The organism is Legionella fairfieldensis ATCC 49588 (assembly GCF_000621525.1).
Classification (GTDB): domain Bacteria; phylum Pseudomonadota; class Gammaproteobacteria; order Legionellales; family Legionellaceae; genus Tatlockia; species Tatlockia fairfieldensis.
Genome location: NZ_JHYC01000013.1, coordinates 72740 through 90475 on the forward strand (window position 1 = coordinate 72740; position 17736 = coordinate 90475).

The following is a 17736-nucleotide window of genomic DNA, read 5'->3' on the forward strand; positions in this document are numbered from 1 at the left end:
AATGACTATTGCCGATGATATTATCAGTTGCCGTATGCCTGATTTTGACCATTATCTGCGTCAGGGAGAGTCTCTGGACGATATCGATGAATACGGTTTTACTCCTTTAATTGAAGCCGTTATCACCCGGCAGGTTAATATTGTTGAGCAACTCTTGCTTCGTGGCGTTGATATTAATAAGCCTGATGTAACAGGGAGAACGCCGCTTCATTGGGCGGTGGATAATGATGAGATTGATTTGGCAGGTTTGTTATTGAACCATGGTGCTGATGCGAATGCTTATACACATGCTGGCCTTTCAGTATTAGTTTATCCTGTGTTAAGAGGACAGAATAACCTCAAACATTTACTTTATCAGCATGGAGCAAAGCTTGATTTTGCTCTTGATTTTATCAATGGTAAATTGTTAGGGCATCGTTATGAACTGGCTGGTTATGTTGACATTGTTAATGCTCAGGGAGAGTTTATTGAGCTAAATTATGAAGGATTTATCCTTGAGTTTACCGTAGCAGTAGTCAAAGACTCGTTAAGGCGATTTACCAGTAGTTATTCAACTCGCCATCTGCGTCAGTACTTCCCTTATTTGTATACTGTGATGGATGCCTTTGCTGTGGCGGCTGAATTATTAAAATTTCAGCAGTATCGCTATCTGGATGATAGTCATAAAACGGTACTTTCCCGATTACTCCAGTCGCCGATGCTGATTTTGCCTGCAGCAAGTCGCGGGCATGCTCTGTGTTTTGTACGTTACGGTCAATGGTGGGCCAAGATTGACAGGGGGGAGAACAGCTTAAAAGAGGGAACAGTCAATCTTTATCGGATTACTCACCCGGAAGTCATGAATGTCAGTTTTTTACAGCAATTTCTCTATAAAAAACAAAGTCGCCGGTATTTTCACGAAGTGATTAATCAAAAATTAGGGCTAATACCTCTGTTGCAAATGCCTGTTAGTTCTCAAATCTCAGGGAATTGTTCCTGGGCAAATGTGCAGGCAGTGATCCCCGTTGCCTACGCCATGCAACAACTGGCAACCAGTCAATGGGATAAATTTGATCCCCACACAGCCATGGAACTTTATGATATCTGGGTAGAATGGGATAAAGATCGTGCTCTTGATGAATGTATCCATCGTTTTTATGTAGCGAATCCAATCCGCAAAGCAAGTTTTGCAGCAATGTTGGGTGCTGTTCTTTTTCAGGCGTGTAACTACAGCAATGCTCATCACCTGGAGCGGGCGGAGAAAATCCTGACTATTCTCACGTTGCCCTCTTATTATTATGTTTTACAAAGTTACCTGGACACTTATTGTGTCAAACGCTTGACTCCGCGAGGAAATAATCTGCTTAAATTGCTTGATGATTGTGGTGTCAATCCAAATATAGGCGTTACACCGATAGCTACCAACTTAAAAGAAAGGGAATAATGATCAATATAGTTATCAGGTAGTATATACTTAATGAACGTTAATTTTTTATGAAGACAATAGTGACGTTTCTACCATCGTGCCTCAAAATAAATTCATTTTCTGTCAGGGACTAGTCAGTCAAAGTAACTGCTGCTCGAAATCAGGATTTTGGCTCGATTGAGTATGAACATTTTTCATCAAGGGAATGATTATGAAAATTATTACTATTCAAGTACTAAGCGGACCTAATTATTGGTCCAATTATAGAAAGAAATTAATTGTTATGAAGTTGGATTTGGAAAAATACGAAGATTTTCCAACTAACAAATTGATGGGCTTTAATGAACGGCTTAAAGTCTTGCTGCCAAGCCTCTATACACATCGATGTTCGCCTGGTGTTGAAGGTGGATTTTATCAACGCCTGGAAGAAGGTACCTGGTTAGGGCATGTTATAGAGCATATTGCCCTGGAATTACAGTGCCTTGCCGGTATGGATTGTGGGTTTGGCAGAACGTACAGTACGAATGACAGGGGCGTTTATCATGTTATATTTGCTTATGAAATCGAACAAGCCGGTCTTTACGCGGCAGAAGCTGCTGTCAGACTTGTTGATGCCTTGGCTGACGCCCGACACTATTCTCTTGAGAACGATCTCGCGGAGTTACGACGGCTTTATAATGAGAATAAATTAGGGCCTAGTACGGAAGCGATAATCAAGGAAGCCCAATCACGCAACATTCCGGTGACTTATAATAATTATCATTCTCTTATCACGTTAGGACAAGGTTGTCGGCAGAAAAAAATCTGGGCTACTATTACCTCGCAAACCAGCTCAATTGGTGTTGACATTGCTGCTAACAAACAATTAACTAAAAATATTCTTGCTGCGAATTTTATTCCTGTTCCCGATGGAGTAACAGTGCATTCACTGGAAGAGCTGGAAGCAGCGATGAATAAAATAGGCTTTCCTTTGGTCACTAAACCCAAAGACAGCAACCACGGCAGAGGGGTAAGTACCAATATCGTCACTAAAGAAAAATTGTTGGTGGGATATCATTTAGCTCGTCAAATTTCTGAAGAAGTGATTATAGAAAAATTTATATCAGGTTCTGATTACCGATTTCTCCTTGTTGATTACAAAGTCGTTGCTGTGGCGCAAAGAACACCAGCGCGAATTGTGGGCACGGGATTGCATTCTGTCAGAGAACTGATTGATTTAATTAATCAGGACCCCAGGCGAGGTGAGGCACATAACAATTTATTGACCGCTATTGCGATTGATGAAGTGACCCTTAATATTCTGAGTGGACTGAATTTATCACTTGATAGTGTATTACCCAAAGGAAAAATGGTTTATTTGAAAGATTCAGCTAATCTGAGTTCGGGAGGTACTGCCTCTGATGTAACGGATAGAGTACATCCGGCCAATATGATTCTTGCTGAACGGGCGGCACGATTAATTGGCTTGGATATTTGTGGTATAGATGTGGTAGTGGAAGACATTGGTTGTCCAATTAACAAACAAAATGGGGCTATTATCGAAGTCAATGCAGGCCCAGGTTTACGCATGCATTTAGCGCCCAGTGAAGGAAAATCCCGAAGTGTTGCCCGGCCCATTATTGATATGCTTTTCCCTGAGGGTAGTTCTGCCAAAATTCCCGTAGTGGCTGTAACTGGCACCAATGGAAAGACTACAGTCGTACGATTAATTGCTCATATGGCCAAACGCGCCCATCATTATGCAGGTTTTACTTCCACGAGCGGTATTTATCTGGATGAAAAATTAATTGAAGCCGGTGATTGCAGCGGGCCTGTCAGTGCAAAAACTGTTTTGGCCGATCCTCGGGTTGATTTTGCTGTTTTAGAATGTGCACGAGGAGGGATTGCACGAGCCGGCTTGGGTTTTGATGAATGTGATATCAGTATAATTACCAATGTTTCTCATGATCATTTAGGTTTAAATGATATTCATACGTTGGAAGAGCTTGCAGAGTTGAAAGGCGTGGTGGCTTACAGTACCAAAAAGGATGGTTATGCAATATTAAATGCTGAGGACCAACTGGTTTATAAGTTAAAAGATACTCTGACATGTAATATTGCGCTTTTCGCTGGTAAAGAAACGTCTGCCATAAAGATGCATTGTCAGGAAGGCGGCTTGGCAGCTTACATTGAGCAAGATGAATTACTCATTCAAAAAGGATTGGAGAAGTATAAAATTGCGGTGATACAAAAGATTCCTCTTACGTTTAAGGGAACTGCATCTTGTATGATATCCAATTTGCTGCCAGCTGCACTTGCAGGGTTTATAAGTGGTTTTTCTGTCGAGTTAATTCGAGAGAGTTTTTATAATTTTTATCCAACGCCTGAAATTCTCCCTGGAAGAATGAATCTTTTTTGTCTTCCTCATTGTCAGCTTATGGTGGATTATGCTCATAATGAGGGCGCTTTTTCTGAACTGAAAAATTATCTTGATACCCTTCTCTGTTATAAGAAAATAGGGATTATTGGCGCAGCCGGCGATAGAAGAGAAAAGGATATTGAACAATTAGGTTATCTTGCTGCCTGTATGTTTGACGAACTTATTATTCGTCATGATCAGGATGGACGTGGCAGAACTCGAGAAGAAATAACGGGTTTAATGATGAAAGGTATTTATCGTGCTCCATGCGTTCCCGCAGTAAAAATTATTTCTGATGGATTGGAAGCGATTCGTCACGCGGTTCGACAATCGCGGCCTGACACGTTTATATTTTATGCGGCGGAAGATGTTTTTAAAGCAATTGATTATGTAAAAAATATAGAATTTAACATGAAAACCAGCCATTCGGGGGTATCCATTTTATGAGCCCTGCTAGTACGCATCCTAAAGGGAAATTATTAATTATTGGCGGTGCTGAAGATAAAGTGAACCAAACTCCCGATATTATTGACCATATGAGGGAATTTAATCGCTATGAAATTTTAAGTGAATTATTACCTAATTCCCCTCAAAAGAAAATTGAAATGATCACTACGGGTTCTGAATTTCCCGAAGAGGTAAAAAAAACGTATAAAAAAGTTTTTTACGAAATAGGTTATAAAAATATTGGTTTTATTTATATAAAGGATCGTATTGAAGCGCGGAAAAAAGATTATTTATCTCGTGTTGATACGGCCGGTGCCATTTTTTTTACCGGTGGCGATCAATTTCGTCTCTCTACCATTCTTGGCGGCACGCCTATAGTTGATATTATTAAACGACGGTACAACGAGGATAATGAGTTTATTATTGCCGGAACAAGTGCTGGCGCCATGGTTATGTCTACTGTCATGATTACCAGAGGTGGTTTAACCGAAGCCTTAATTTATCGTAATCTGGATACCTCCGCCGGACTGGGGATTTTAAGCTCTTGTATTATTGACACTCATTTTATTAAAAGAGGGCGATTTGGTCGACTTGCTCACGCTATTATCATGAACCCTGAGCAGCTGGGTATTGGCTTAGGCGAAGATACAGCCCTTATTATAACGAATGGTTCGGATGCAGAATGCAGGGGATCGGGCATGGTTGTTATCATCGATGGACGTAACATCCATCAGACCAATATAACAGAAGTCAATGAAGGAGAACCTGTTTATGTGGAAAATCTCAAAGTTCACCTTTTAGTTAAAGGATGTCGATTTTCTATTAAAACCCGAAAACTTTTTAATCCAGCAATGGCTCCGGTACAAGGCAAGGAGTAGCCTATGAAGAAAATTGCGATTGCAGTACATGGAGGAGCAAGCGAAAAATTTGCTTTTTTAGAAAAACATTGGCAAGAGAATGAAAAGGGACTCGCCGTTGCTGCTCAACGAGGTTATTCTGTTTTAGAGAAAGGAGGAAGTGCTGTCGATGCAGTAGAGGCTTCAGTCAAGTTATTGGAAGATAATCCATTTTTTAATGCAGGAAAGGGATCGGCATTAAATAGCCAGGGTGAAGTCGAGATGGATGCTTCCATTATGGATGGCCGTGATCTTAAAGCGGGCGCGGTTTCTATGGTGCGCAATGTAAAAAATCCTATTGCGCTTGCTCGCATCATTATGAATAAAACCAGACATGTATTGCTCTCTGGTTATGGTGCTTTGGAAATAGCCAAAAATGAAGGTCTGCGTCTGGAACCCGATTCTTATTTTATCACGGAATATCAGTATGAAGCTTATGAGCAACTGAACAAACATGAAACTACTCAAGACATCCTGGGAAAAAAAATGTTGGGTACTGTCGGTGCCGTAGCACTGGATAAACAGGGAAATCTCGCTGCCGGTACATCGACAGGAGGAACAAGTAACTGTTTGCCGGGACGAATTGGTGATAGCTGTGTGATTGGCGCTGGATGTTACGCGAATAATCAATTGTGTGCGGTTTCAGGAACTGGCGAAGGCGAATACCTGATCACAGGAGTTATTGCCAATACAATTGCTTTAGTGATGGAGTTGAAAAATATTTCGCTTCAGGAAGCCTGTGATTACGTAATCCATCAAAGAAATAGTACCAGAGGGGAAATGGGTGTTATTGCTCTTGATTCAAAGGGCAATGTTGGTATTTCTTACAATACAGCGATCATGAAAAGAGCCTGGATGAGTTCTACCTCACCGCTTCAGGTTCAAATTTGATGTTTATTTTTGAGCGTTATTGAATCAAAACTGGTTATCATCATGACAAAGACACGAAACAGGGTGCCTTTTGGTAAAAAGGGTTTGAGTATTGTTGATCGATTTGGTGTTTATTTATCTCGCAAGGCAATACAAAAATTCTTACCGAAAAATAATCAAGCTATGGTGTTGGATTTGGGATGTGGTTACAACGCGACATTGCTATCTGCTTTCCAGCATCAATTCAAGCAGGGAATCGGAGTTGATTATGCAATTAATCCCGCTATCCAATGCGACAGTCGTTTATCGTTTATAGAGTCAACCATTGAGGAAGGCATAAACCACTTTGCAGAAAATACCTTTGATGTAATTATGTTAATGTCTGTGTTAGAACACTTACACGAACCTGAATGGATGTTGAAAAAATGTTTTCAATTATTAAAGCCTGACGGTGTGTTTTTAATAAATGTACCCACGTGGCGCGGGAAAGTTTTTTTGGAATTTTCAGCATTTAAATTAGGAACCAGTCCACAAACAGAAATGGATGATCATAAAATGTATTACGATAAGCGTGACTTGTGGCCTCTGTTGATTAAATCAGGCTTTCTGCCCAGTAAAGTCAAATTAAAATATCACAAATTTGGATTAAATTTGTTTGCTGCTGTTAGAAAATAACTGTTATTTTATTCTTGCAATAAAAAAACAATTGCCATCCTGAAGGTAATAGATCAGCCTCTGTCGGAAACGGACGTATTAGGTTCATCTCTCGTGAAAATAATCCTTCGAAAGCCTCTATGCTACGTTTTCTCAGGATTATTTTCGAGTGGCCCAGGTTCAAATCAACTTGGTAAACTTGAGCTATTACAAGGGAGTGCCTGGCATTGATTACGCAAGTTTGATGTGTAAAAGAAGGTTAGTGCTAAAGCCTAAGAACTTTGATGTATAAATTTTAGCTTCTTGAAATCTTGTTATGCTTGTAACTTTTTTTAGTTGAGTCATTTGTAATGCTCTATTTAAAGACTTCCGGTCTAATAGATTAAGGACTTCTTCTATGGAAAAATAATTTAAACCGAGTTTTTGCAGAAAATATCTATGAATCGGCTTTGGGAGCCAATGAATGAGTGGAAGTACAGTGTGGAACTCCATAGGATGCCATCGATAAGGGGTGGTAATCCATACCGACCTTTTTGCTACACGTATTGCTTCGCTAATCATTTTTACTTGGTTGTTAAAGCTGCCTACGTGCTCAATGACGGCATGAGAGTAGACAATATCAAAACGCTTATCTTCAAAGGGAAGTTCTAAAGCCGTACCATGAATGTATGGTATTGATGGATATAATTTCTGCCATGTTGGGTTCTCATTGCCCAAGCCGAGTGCAGTAATTTTCAGCGCGGGATATGCCCATTCGAGATAATTAGAAGCTATAAACGCAGGATTTGCGCTTGCGCCAACATCCAGAATGGTATCATCAGCATCGGGATTGACGATCTGAATAAACTTCGAATGCATATTTGCGCGAGCACGTTGGCCCAGTTTATCAATTATTCCCCTTCTTGATGCTACTGAAACTTCATCCAACTGTTCTGTTGTGAGCATAAATTCCTTTAAATTTCTCTTTCCGTTTTTTTCTATGATTGGAGTTTAAACCAACGCCTATTCAAAATCAAAGAAGAGTTTTCTGCGCGTAAATTAGGCATTAACCTCAGCCTGTGTGAGAAATATAATTAACTTCAAAAATGAGAGGCTGGATTGAACGCAGTAGTATGATCGAAAATCATTCCAATACAGATCCAGGTTGTCTTTGTGAGTATGTTTCATGTTGTATTAGCGTTTTGATGGGAGTTGTTTAAGATAACCGCGTTATATAAAAGAGCTGACGTAAAATAAACAACACCTGTTAGAATTAAGCCGATGCCTCCAACAGCATGGTGTGAGGTTTGGCCGATGATGTTTGAGAGTATCCAACCTGCATTGACATATTCTTTTAATAAAGAAAACATACTGACCAGCCCTGATAAGAATAACACGGTGCAAACAGGGATGACATGATCGAGCGCCAGGAATTTCTTCCATTTTTCCGATCGTTTCATTTCTACGTCATAAAGACCCTTGGCGAGTATCCCCATAAAAAAAAATTGTAAACCCACTAAGAAAATAAGCAGAAAAAATAACATCCAGTGTAAATGGAATCCTAGCTTACTGATATTGACAGGGCCATTAAATAATAATGCAGTGCCACAAAAACCAATGAATGCCATCAGAATACCAATTTTGAATAAGAAAAAATCAGCGCCAAATGTGAGGATGGCTTTTAAATTGATCCAGCCTGCAAGCCATGGTGCATACCAACCGACTCGTTTATGGTGGCTTTGACGGCCTTCTCGATCTTTATGAAAAACAATGGGAACTTCAGTGCGTTTGAGATCGAGATGAATCGCTTTAATAATCATTTCCGAGGCGTATTGCCAGCTTTGAGATTGAAGTTTCATTCTTTTTAAAGCATCTAACGTGACACCTCTCATACCGCAATGAATATCTGAAAAATGAGAGTTATAAACGCGATTTAAAATCCAGGTGGTAAGGGGTGTGCCAAAATAACGATGTAGAGCGGGCATAGCACCGGGTTCAATGGCGCCTTTAAAACGTGAACCCATAATAAATTCATGCCCTTGCTCAAATTTTTCGAGAAAAGGGGTAATAAATCGCATATCATAGGTAAGATCTGCATCACCCATGATAATATATTTTCCTCGAATGTAAGGAATGGCATCAATGTAAGCTCTACCTAATCCTTTTTGTGGCACCCGTAATACTTCAGCACCATGGGCAAGCGCAATATCCTTTGTTTTGTCTGTGGAGCTGTCCACGATAAGTATCTGGCCGGGTACGCCTGCTTTTACTAATCCCTCCTTGCACCAGTCGACAAATTCTCCTATAGTGATTTCTTCATTGAGGGCGGGAATGAGTATGGTTATTACTGGATTGATTGTTTGATCCGTGTCAGGAAAAAAATGTTGTATCATAAAAAAATCCAATTTAAAGCCTCTCTGAATAAAACTATCCTTATTGCCTGTAAAAATCAATCTAATTTACGCCCCGAGGTTAACTGTATTATTATATGAAATTAACTATTTTGGAAAAGATAGTGACTATTTTTACCCCTATTATCAGTCGTGTTACCTCGAACCCTTTTCTTTGTTTTCTTATTCCATTTTCGCTGGTTTTAATCGGGCGATTCGTTATTTTTAGTGATATTCCTCCACCACAGCCTTTGATTCAGGATGAATTCAGTTACCTTTTAGCAGGGGACACGTTTGCATCCTTTCGGATGACAAATCCGATGCATGTATTCTGGGAACATTTTGAGAGCATTCATCTTCTTGTGAAACCAACGTATATGTCCAAGTATCCTCCTATGCAGGGTATTATCCTGGCAATAGGGCAGCTGCTTTTTGGTTCACCCTGGGTTGCTGTGGTAGTCAGCATGGCTATTTTCTGTGGATTGCTTCCATGGGCATTCAAGGGGTGGGTTACACCCAATTGGGCAATGACAGGTGCGCTAATCGCTACCTATAAAATTGGCATATTAAGTTATTGGACAGATAGTTACTGGGGAGGAGGGGCTGCGGCGATAGGAGGAGTGTTAGTATTAGGTTCCGTGAAGCGTCTTGTGGAGAAGCCAACGTCGAGTATGCTAGCCATTTTCTCTTTAGGAAGCTGTATTCTGGCAAACAGTCGTCCTTTTGAAGGACTCGTATTATTATTAGGATGCGCTGGCTATATGTCCTATCAATGGTTTGGAAATTATAAAAAAATTTTCTATCTAACGGCTAAAAATATGTTTGTTTCTATTTTAATTATTATCTCCGTCCTTTTTTTAATGGGATTATATAATTACCGTGTGACTGGGAATGTGATGGAGCTTCCCTATAAAGAGCATGATAAACAATATTCCATTTGGACTCCATTTGTCTGGCAGCAAGTACCCAACAAAGAACCGATATATCGGCATGATTTTATCAGGCGTGCTTCCGTTGATTGGGAGAGTGGGATCAAACTATTTTCACGACATCATCCGATGATTGTTTTTGCTAATAATTTTATAAGAATAATTAACTTCTATTTTGGACAGACATTTTATTTGGCTCTCTTTTTCCTGATGCTATTTTTAATTATCGGTAGAATCAAATTCATTCGATCTGTATTTTTGCGGCAACCCAATATTGCTGTTATGAGCCTCTTAGTATTTTATTATTTAGCAAGCAGCATAATATTAGATATTATTCCGCATTATACAGCACCAGCGGCAGGACTGATTTATTTGGCAATGATTATAGTTTTGCGCGCCATGTCAGAGTTTTCCTATGGAGGAATTGCTGCTGGAAAAATAATCTGCTTATTATTGTTGCCTTATTTTATAATAGATACCACTTTTTTGCTGAAAAGTGACCAAAATAGATTTTTGTTTTCAAAAACACATTTTCTTGAAAAAAGAAATCGAGTGCTTTCTGTATTAAATAATCAACCAGGATTACAACTGGTTTTTGTTCACCAAGGTAGATTAAATGATCCGAATGAAATTTGGGTATACAATCGAGCGGATATTGATGCTTCAAAAATTGTGTGGGCCAATGATATGACACCACAAAAAAATCAACGTCTTATTGACTATTATGGTAATAAAAGAGCTGTTTGGAAATTGAATGATGATGCTGAATTAACATTAATTCCTTATGGTGATCCTAAAGCAAAGGCTTTAGTTGAAATGAAGAATTAGCACTGAAAAATTATATTTGGCATAGCAGGATAAGTATCATTAATGCCGTACACGATCGCACAGCATTAAGATTAAAATAGGTAAGCGTTCACGGGATATGCAAATTTTCTCTTCCAGACTTTGTGCCTGACTTGTCTTTCCCGCCTGCACGGGGAAAGACATTGACGTTATATACTTCTTAACTTCCTATTCTGTGAACACTTTCTGAAATAATTTATAATAGAGATTCAAAGAATTTTTCCACAGCCAATCCGCTCACCACCGCCACCTAAAGGTGGGTTATCACTGTAATTATCTGCGCCGGCATGAATCATAAGGGCATGGCCTGAAATAGTCTGTACATTTAGACGAGGAGCTAATAAAGGGATGTTTGCTTCGCCATTATTGTTGACAATTAATACAGGCAAGTCGCCCAAATGCCCTTCGCCGTAAGGACCTTGATGAGTATTTGTGTGAGCCGGATCAAAATGTCCTCCCGCATTCATTCCATGATCACCACAATCCGGATGTTGATGGATATGAAAACCACGAATACCTGGCGGCAATCCGGTAAGTTGAGGTTTAATTAATAAACCATACTTGCTGTCTTCAAAAATAACTTGCCCTAATGAGGTGCCATTTGGTGCATAAAGTTTACTGGTTATGGTGTTGGCACAAGCTGTTGACATAATAAATAAGGTAATCACAAGAGATGTGAATTGTTTTTTTTGTTTAATCTGGTTCGTAAACATTAACATTCCTTTGGTTAGTTCAGTGAACGTACCATATTAACATTACCTGAAATTAGAGTTAAGGCCCAGCATCAATAACAGGAATAAACGCGTCTAAGAAATCTGGCACTAAGTACCTATTACCGTGCATAAACACGGTAATAGGTAAGAAAAAAGCTCGGCTCTTAAAAGGAGAAGCATTTAGCCTGATTAACCTTTATTCACTGGTCCTTTTTTTGAATCAGATTTTATGGGTACTACACGTCCACTATTTCCCTGCTGGTGACCCGGCTGATTCCTTCTGCGTTGAGGATTATTGGATACACTTCGTTGTTGTTGTTGTTGAGTGGTCCCCGGGCGACGGCGACGATTTGCCTGGTTTGGCGAACGCCTTTCACCCCCTCCCAGTGGTTTCTGCTGAGAACTACCGCGTGTTTTCTTAGGCTCGTTACTCGTGCTGGAAGCGGCAGGAGAATTATTTGATACGCTAATAGCATCACCAAATAAACTAATCCATATCCGTTTTAACAGATTAACCTGTCGTGCTTTTGTGAGTCGCTGATTGGAAATGTCTTTAACCGCAGGTTCATCAAATTTGATTGATTCCTGATGAGAGTGGCTCGCTATTTCCGGTTGTTGTACGAGAGTGTAACTAAGTTTTTTATTTTTCCCTACATTATCTTCTTTCAGACGAGTAATATTATACTGAGGCGTTTGTAAGTAGGGGTTGGCAATAATAACGATATGAACTCCATGGCGTTTTTCAATGGTCAGAATAAAATCACGTTTTTCATTCATGAGAAAGGTGGCAAGCTCTATAGGTACTTGAATTTGCACCTCAGCGGTCTTTTCCTTTAAAGCTTCTTCCTCGATCAAACGGGTAATAGACAGGCCATGAGACTGGATATTTCTTACCGTTCCACGTCCTTCACAGCGGGGGCAAATCTCCTGAGCGGATTCTCCCAGAGAAAGCCTTAGACGTTGTCTTGACATTTCCAATAAGCCGAAACGAGAAATACGTCCCACTTGAATACGCGCTCTATCGGCTTTAAGAGCTTCTTTAAGCCGGTTTTCCACATCGCGCTGGTGTTTACTGGAACTCATATCAATGAAATCAATAACTACCAGACCTCCCAGATCGCGCAGACGAAGCTGACGTGCTATTTCATCGGCTGCTTCCAGATTGGTATTGAACGCAGTGGTTTCAATATCCGAGCCACTGGTTGCTTTTGCGGAGTTAATATCAATAGAAACCAGGGCTTCCGTACGATCTATAACCAAGGCCCCGCCAGAAGGTAATAAAACTTCACGTTGATAAGCCGTTTCTATCTGACTTTCTATTTGATAGAAATTAAATAAAGGAATATTGTTATTATAAAGTTTGAGATTGGGTAAAAAGTCGGGTTTTACTTTTTCGATATATTGCTTGGCTTTCACATAAGAGATTTGATCATCGATAATGATCTCGCCAATGGATTTACGCAAATTATCACGAATGGAACGAATAATAACATCGCCTTCCTGATGGATAAGGCAAGGAGCGAGTTCAGTATTGTAAGCCTGGCGAATTGCTTGCCATTGCCTGCATAACATATCCAAATCGCTTTGCAATTCATCCAGATTTTTACCCACGCCTGCTGTACGAATGATAAGGCCCATGTTGTCTGGTAATTGCAATGCATTCAAGGTTTCCCTTAATTCGTCTCGCTCATCGCCTTCTATGCGACGCGAAATGCCGCCTGAATTTGGATTATTAGGCATTAAAACCAAATAACAGCCTGCCAGTGTGATATAGGTTGTTAACGCGGCCCCTTTGTTACCTCGTTCTTCTTTATCAACCTGAATCAGTAACTCCTGGCCTTCACGAATTAAACTGGTAATAGAAGGCTTTTCATCGCCAAATTCATCGGGATGTTTACTTAAGTACTCCGGGGAAATTTCTTTAAGAGGCAAAAAACCTTGACGTTTAGCGCCATACTCCACAAACACTGCATCAAGACTTGGTTCACGCCGCGTCACTAATGCTTTGTAAATATTCCCCTTTTTCTTCACTTCTGAAGGACATTCAATATCCAGATCATACAAATGATTATTTTTTACCAGAGCAACTCTGACCTCTTCGGTCTGTGTTGCATTTATTAACATTTTTTCCATCATTTACCCCATAAAAGGGCGCTCTGTACTTAAGCAGGATAGAGTAAGGCAATTTATTTTATTGTTTAAAATCAGTGTTAACCTGACTAAAAGCCAGCAGCCTTTCATCTCAAGGCATTCAAACTGATATTAATAAAAATATCAGATTAACAGATTAAACAAAAAATATTCTCTTTAAGCATTCCCCAGACCATAAGGACAGACTTCACGCATGGTACCTGCAAATATTGCGGCGCATGCCAGATAATACATCTCTGGAGGCTCTAATAGCATTTTGTCAGACTGGGTCGAAATATTTTGATTTTGGAGCATGGGAATGCAACGAATCGGATTATTTCGGCTCTGACAGTCAACGCTGCCAGAATTCAATAAGTGGTTTCGTGACGAACAGGCCGGACAGGCCAATCCATAGGCATGAAAACACATCTTGCCTGAATCTGCAAAATAAGAGGATGTATAGCATGTCTGACATGCGTGAGTATCTGATGAGTTCGTTTTCAATTTGGCTCTGATACTGGGTTGCTTCCTTTATATCTATACTTAAGGGAGCGCGTTTGGTTTGTCAGCAACGGCATTGATAATGCCAAAACAGAACGGTAACAACAAGATAACTCACAATCTGTTAAAGGAGTGCGCTACCTGCCTGTTTAGGCACCTTATCAGCAAGCTGATGACATAACCCCATAGTTTAATTTTTACACAGCCGAGTTAAAATCGGCCAAACTATTGTATGATCTTATGATTTTCTCTCAACCTCAGGTTAGGAAACCTGAAACAGGTCTTTCGGAAAAGTCATCGATCTATAGCTATATTAGTAAAAAAATTTGTTTGTGCACCACAATTTTTTATGAAGTGTGGTACTGGACAAAATCAAAATTTCTCATTCAAATTAGCAAAATACCAATAGTCCTAATTAATTTTTATTTTTATGCGTTATAATTCGGTCACGTGAATAATTTTCACGCTATTTTCAATGATACCAAAAAAAATAGTGACAGCAAACAGGTTTATTATAATGAGCGAAGTACGTTACACTGAAATCAGTAGCGAAGAGGAAGGGCAGCGTTTGGATAATTATCTGATGCGAATCCTTAAAGGGGTGCCTAAAAGTCATATTTATCGCATAATTCGTGCCGGCGAAGTGCGGGTGAATAAAAAAAGAGCGCAGGCATCATCACGCTTGATGAAAGGGGATTTTGTGCGTATCCCGCCAGTCCGTATTTCGCAAAATAAAACAATTTATGTAGGAGAAAGGCTTGAACAATGTCTTCATAAAAGTATTATTTATGAAGATGACACATTACTAGTGCTTAATAAACCGACAGGTATTGCCGTTCATGGGGGGAGTGGTCTAAGCCTGGGTGTTATAGAAGCTTTGCGTAAGACACGGAATGATTTATCTTATCTTGAACTGATTCATCGTCTGGATAAAGACACATCGGGTTGTTTGTTACTGGCTAAAAAACGTAGCATGTTGCGAATGGTTCAGGCATTACTGGAAGCACGTGGAGTGAATAAAATTTATTGGGCTTTGTTAAACCATTCCTGGCAGGGTAAGAAGAATCAGTTAGTTGATGTAGCACTGGAAAAAAACATCTTAAAATCAGGAGAGCGGATTGTTACAGTGAATGATAAAGGAAAATCTTCTCAAACTCATTTTAAATTGCTTGAAAATTATGAACACGCGTGTTTGGTGGAGGCATCTCCTCTGACAGGCCGTACTCATCAAATCAGGGTGCATAGTGCTTATCTGGGGCATGCTATTGTCGGGGATGAAAAATATGGTAGCGCAGTGCAAATAGAAGGGATGGAATCAATTAAATCACGACTTTATTTGCATGCTAAAGCGATTCAATTTAACCTGAACGGAAGAAACTATCGATTTGAAGCAAATCTGGATGAACGGTTTGTCGAAACGCTAAAAAGATTAGGTTCAAGGAGCTTGTTGACTCATGGGTAGACCATACCACTTGGTGGTGTTTGATTGGGAAGGAACTCTAGGTGACACGTTAGGGCAAATTTTGAATACAGTGGCGACTGAAGCCAGACGTTTAAATTTTGGTGAACTTGATGAACAACTTGCCCGTCAGTCAGTAGAGCTTGGGCTGGTTATGGCAGTAAAGAAAGTGTTCCCACATTTAAGTGAACAACAACAGGAGCAACTTTTATTAGCGGTGCAGCAATCTCTGGTAGCACGTACTGCGGACGTTTATTTAATTCCGGGAGCAAGAGAAATTGCCGCTCGTTTGCAGCAGGCAGGGATTGATCTGGCAATTGCCAGTAATAAAGGCCAACAGTCTTTGCAACGTGTTTTGCATGCGAGTGAATTGGATCATCTGTTCAGAGTAACTCGCTCAGCAGGACAAACATCGCCTAAACCTTGTCCGCAAATGCTTGAAGAAATTATGGCTGAATTTGGTGTCAATGCTCAGGAAACGCTTATGGTTGGTGATTCTGTCAGTGATATTGAAATGGCAAAAAGTGTAGGAGTTGATGCAATTGGTGTAGATTTTTACCATCAACAAGAAGCAGCTCTGCGAGCTGCTGGTGCCAGGGAGGTTTTTGATGATTACAAGCAGTTGGCTGAATATTTATTCTTGCCTGAAAAATCGAGGGGAGGCTCCGGTGAGTAGTTTAACTAGTTTACCTAATTTGCTGACATTGATGCGTATTTTGTTGATACCTGTCTTTATTATTGCTTTTTATTTGCCTTTCTCATGGGCGCATGGTTTGGCGGCTGCCATTTTTGCTTTAGCCAGTTTTACTGATTGGTTAGATGGTTATCTCGCACGAAAACTGAAGCAAATGTCGCCTTTTGGTGCTTTTCTTGACCCTGTTGCTGACAAGCTATTAGTTGCTTGTAGTTTACTTTTATTGGTGGGGGCCAAGGAAGTAGACTATATTACCATTCCCGCAATTGTTATAGTGGGGCGGGAAATTGTTATTTCTGCTTTGCGAGAATGGATGGCAGAAATCGGTAGTCGCGCCAGCGTGACGGTGAGTTATATCGGTAAAATAAAAACCTTATTACAAATGGTTGCTCTTTTTCTACTGGTTGCTTTTTCACCTACAGAATCTTTTTTAGGTGCATTGGGTTTTATTATGTTATATCTGGCCGCTATTTTAACCATTTGGTCCATGGTGATGTACCTTGGTATTGCCTGGCCGCAGCTTATGAAGAAAGAACATCTTACAAGTTAGGAAAATAAGCGTTTTTTCCTTATTTTCATGGAGTTACCATAAGCTGAACTACCGCGTGAAATAAATCGTTTAGCAGACTTTAACGAAGGACCAGGGATATAAAAAAATTAAATTAATATATTGACAGTACTCTAAATTTCGGTAGAATGCACGCCATAGAGACGCGGGAATAGCTCAGTTGGTAGAGCACAACCTTGCCAAGGTTGGGGTCGCGAGTTCGAGTCTCGTTTCCCGCTCCAGATTAAGCGACGACACGGTCGCTTTTTTTTTACATTAGTGGCTGTGTGGCAGAGTGGTTATGCAGCGGCCTGCAAAGCCGTGTACGCCGGTTCGATTCCGGCCTCAGCCTCCAAAAAAATGCCCAGGTGGCGAAACAGGTAGACGCAAGGGACTTAAAATCCCTCGGGAGTTAAATCCCGTGCCGGTTCGACTCCGGCCCTGGGCACCAATTACACACTTCAATTACTTCTGGGTCATCCCCAAATCCGCACATCATTACCCATAAGTTATATTGCTAAGTGCTTGTTTTGCCCCAAGAAAATCTCTGAGTCTCTGCAAGCCAATCCAAAGTGTAGTAGGTCCTGGTTCAGGGTCTCTATCTGCAACAGTTATAACCATGGTCTCTGGAACCTGTAATGCGACTTCGTTTGCTTTTCGATAACCCTTTAGCCATCGATAGCTTTCTTTTTCTTCCAACGGGGTTTTATGATTATCCCTGCTTTTTTCTCGAGCAGTTCGATGGTGTACTTTTTCTCTGGCCCAATGATAAGTATCTAAAACACCTAAGCATAGTCTTTCTGGTGTAACTGCTAAAAGGGGATGTAGAAGTAAGCCTAAATGCTTTTCATGGTTAATCGGGCCTATATCTTCTCGTT

Annotated in this window: 14 protein-coding genes, 3 tRNA genes and 1 pseudogene; 12 read left to right on the forward strand and 6 right to left on the reverse strand. The window is 40.2% G+C overall.

The genetic code is table 11. The features are described 5' to 3' along the window. Position 1: 1 nt before the first annotated feature. The 5 genes from ankH to T345_RS14520 all read left to right on the forward strand — a co-directional run bounded on the left by ankH (position 2) and on the right by T345_RS14520 (position 6691). Positions 2-1423, forward strand: coding sequence for a Dot/Icm T4SS effector AnkH/LegA3 (gene ankH / locus T345_RS0104570; protein ID WP_028388300.1), 1422 nt, complete (start codon positions 2-4; stop codon positions 1421-1423). 193 nt (positions 1424-1616) lie between these two features. Further along, positions 1617-4250: a cyanophycin synthetase gene (gene cphA / locus T345_RS0104575; RefSeq protein ID WP_028388301.1), complete on the forward strand. Its 2634-nt coding sequence runs from the start codon at positions 1617-1619 to the stop codon at positions 4248-4250. Then, entirely contained in the window at positions 4247-5128 is an 882-nt protein-coding gene (locus tag T345_RS0104580) for a cyanophycinase (protein ID WP_028388302.1), read from the forward strand. The genes cphA and T345_RS0104580 overlap by 4 nt, the downstream gene beginning before the upstream one ends. A gap of 3 nt (positions 5129-5131) precedes the next feature. Then, a complete protein-coding gene (locus tag T345_RS0104585) occupies positions 5132-6037 on the forward strand; it encodes an isoaspartyl peptidase/L-asparaginase family protein (protein ID WP_028388303.1) in 906 nt (301 codons plus the stop codon). Between the two features lie 42 nt (positions 6038-6079). Beyond that, entirely contained in the window at positions 6080-6691 is a 612-nt protein-coding gene (locus T345_RS14520; RefSeq protein ID WP_051555133.1) for a class I SAM-dependent methyltransferase, read from the forward strand. A 210-nt stretch (positions 6692-6901) separates the two neighbouring features. On the opposite strand, the gene T345_RS13575 is transcribed toward T345_RS14520, so the two are convergent. Continuing rightward, on the reverse strand, positions 6902-7615 hold the full coding sequence (locus tag T345_RS13575) for a class I SAM-dependent methyltransferase (protein ID WP_051555134.1): 714 nt from the start codon (positions 7613-7615) through the stop codon (positions 6902-6904). Between the two features lie 218 nt (positions 7616-7833). Further along, positions 7834-9042 (reverse strand): glycosyltransferase family 2 protein, encoded by a 1209-nt coding sequence (locus tag T345_RS13580; RefSeq protein ID WP_051555135.1) that lies wholly within the window; start codon positions 9040-9042, stop codon positions 7834-7836. A 95-nt stretch (positions 9043-9137) separates the two neighbouring features. Here T345_RS13580 and T345_RS0104610 point away from each other — a divergent pair, with 95 nt between their 5' ends. Next, the gene (locus T345_RS0104610; protein ID WP_028388305.1) at positions 9138-10796 is read left to right on the forward strand and encodes a hypothetical protein; all 1659 of its coding nucleotides are present in this window, start codon (positions 9138-9140) and stop codon (positions 10794-10796) included. Between the two features lie 227 nt (positions 10797-11023). On the opposite strand, the gene T345_RS0104615 is transcribed toward T345_RS0104610, so the two are convergent. From T345_RS0104615 to T345_RS15575, 3 genes are all read right to left on the reverse strand, one after another. After that, positions 11024-11527: a superoxide dismutase family protein gene (locus T345_RS0104615; RefSeq protein ID WP_035918131.1), complete on the reverse strand. Its 504-nt coding sequence runs from the start codon at positions 11525-11527 to the stop codon at positions 11024-11026. A 189-nt stretch (positions 11528-11716) separates the two neighbouring features. Beyond that, positions 11717-13660, reverse strand: a complete 1944-nt coding sequence (locus T345_RS13585; protein WP_051555136.1) for an Rne/Rng family ribonuclease — start codon at positions 13658-13660, stop codon at positions 11717-11719. A 174-nt stretch (positions 13661-13834) separates the two neighbouring features. Further along, positions 13835-14161, reverse strand: coding sequence for a hypothetical protein (locus T345_RS15575; protein ID WP_131777736.1), 327 nt, complete (start codon positions 14159-14161; stop codon positions 13835-13837). 514 nt (positions 14162-14675) lie between these two features. On the opposite strand from T345_RS15575, the gene T345_RS0104630 reads away from it, so the two are divergent. The 6 genes from T345_RS0104630 (at position 14676) to T345_RS0104655 (ending at position 17309) form a co-directional block, all read left to right on the forward strand. Then, a complete protein-coding gene (locus T345_RS0104630; RefSeq protein ID WP_028388308.1) occupies positions 14676-15620 on the forward strand; it encodes an RluA family pseudouridine synthase in 945 nt (314 codons plus the stop codon). Continuing rightward, positions 15613-16293 (forward strand): HAD family hydrolase, encoded by a 681-nt coding sequence (locus tag T345_RS0104635; RefSeq protein WP_028388309.1) that lies wholly within the window; start codon positions 15613-15615, stop codon positions 16291-16293. Before T345_RS0104630 ends, T345_RS0104635 begins: the two co-directional genes overlap by 8 nt. Continuing rightward, positions 16286-16861 (forward strand): CDP-diacylglycerol--glycerol-3-phosphate 3-phosphatidyltransferase, encoded by a 576-nt coding sequence (pgsA, locus tag T345_RS0104640; RefSeq protein WP_028388310.1) that lies wholly within the window; start codon positions 16286-16288, stop codon positions 16859-16861. Before T345_RS0104635 ends, pgsA begins: the two co-directional genes overlap by 8 nt. A 163-nt stretch (positions 16862-17024) precedes the next feature. Then, positions 17025-17100 (forward strand) — tRNA-Gly (locus T345_RS0104645). Positions 17101-17139: 39 nt separating this feature from the next. Then, a tRNA-Cys gene (locus tag T345_RS0104650) sits at positions 17140-17213 on the forward strand. 7 nt (positions 17214-17220) lie between these two features. After that, positions 17221-17309: transfer RNA gene (locus T345_RS0104655), tRNA-Leu, on the forward strand. A gap of 47 nt (positions 17310-17356) precedes the next feature. On the opposite strand, the pseudogene T345_RS15170 reads toward T345_RS0104655, so the two are convergent. After that, a pseudogene (locus tag T345_RS15170) lies at positions 17357-17736 on the reverse strand (hypothetical protein); the annotation flags it as partial.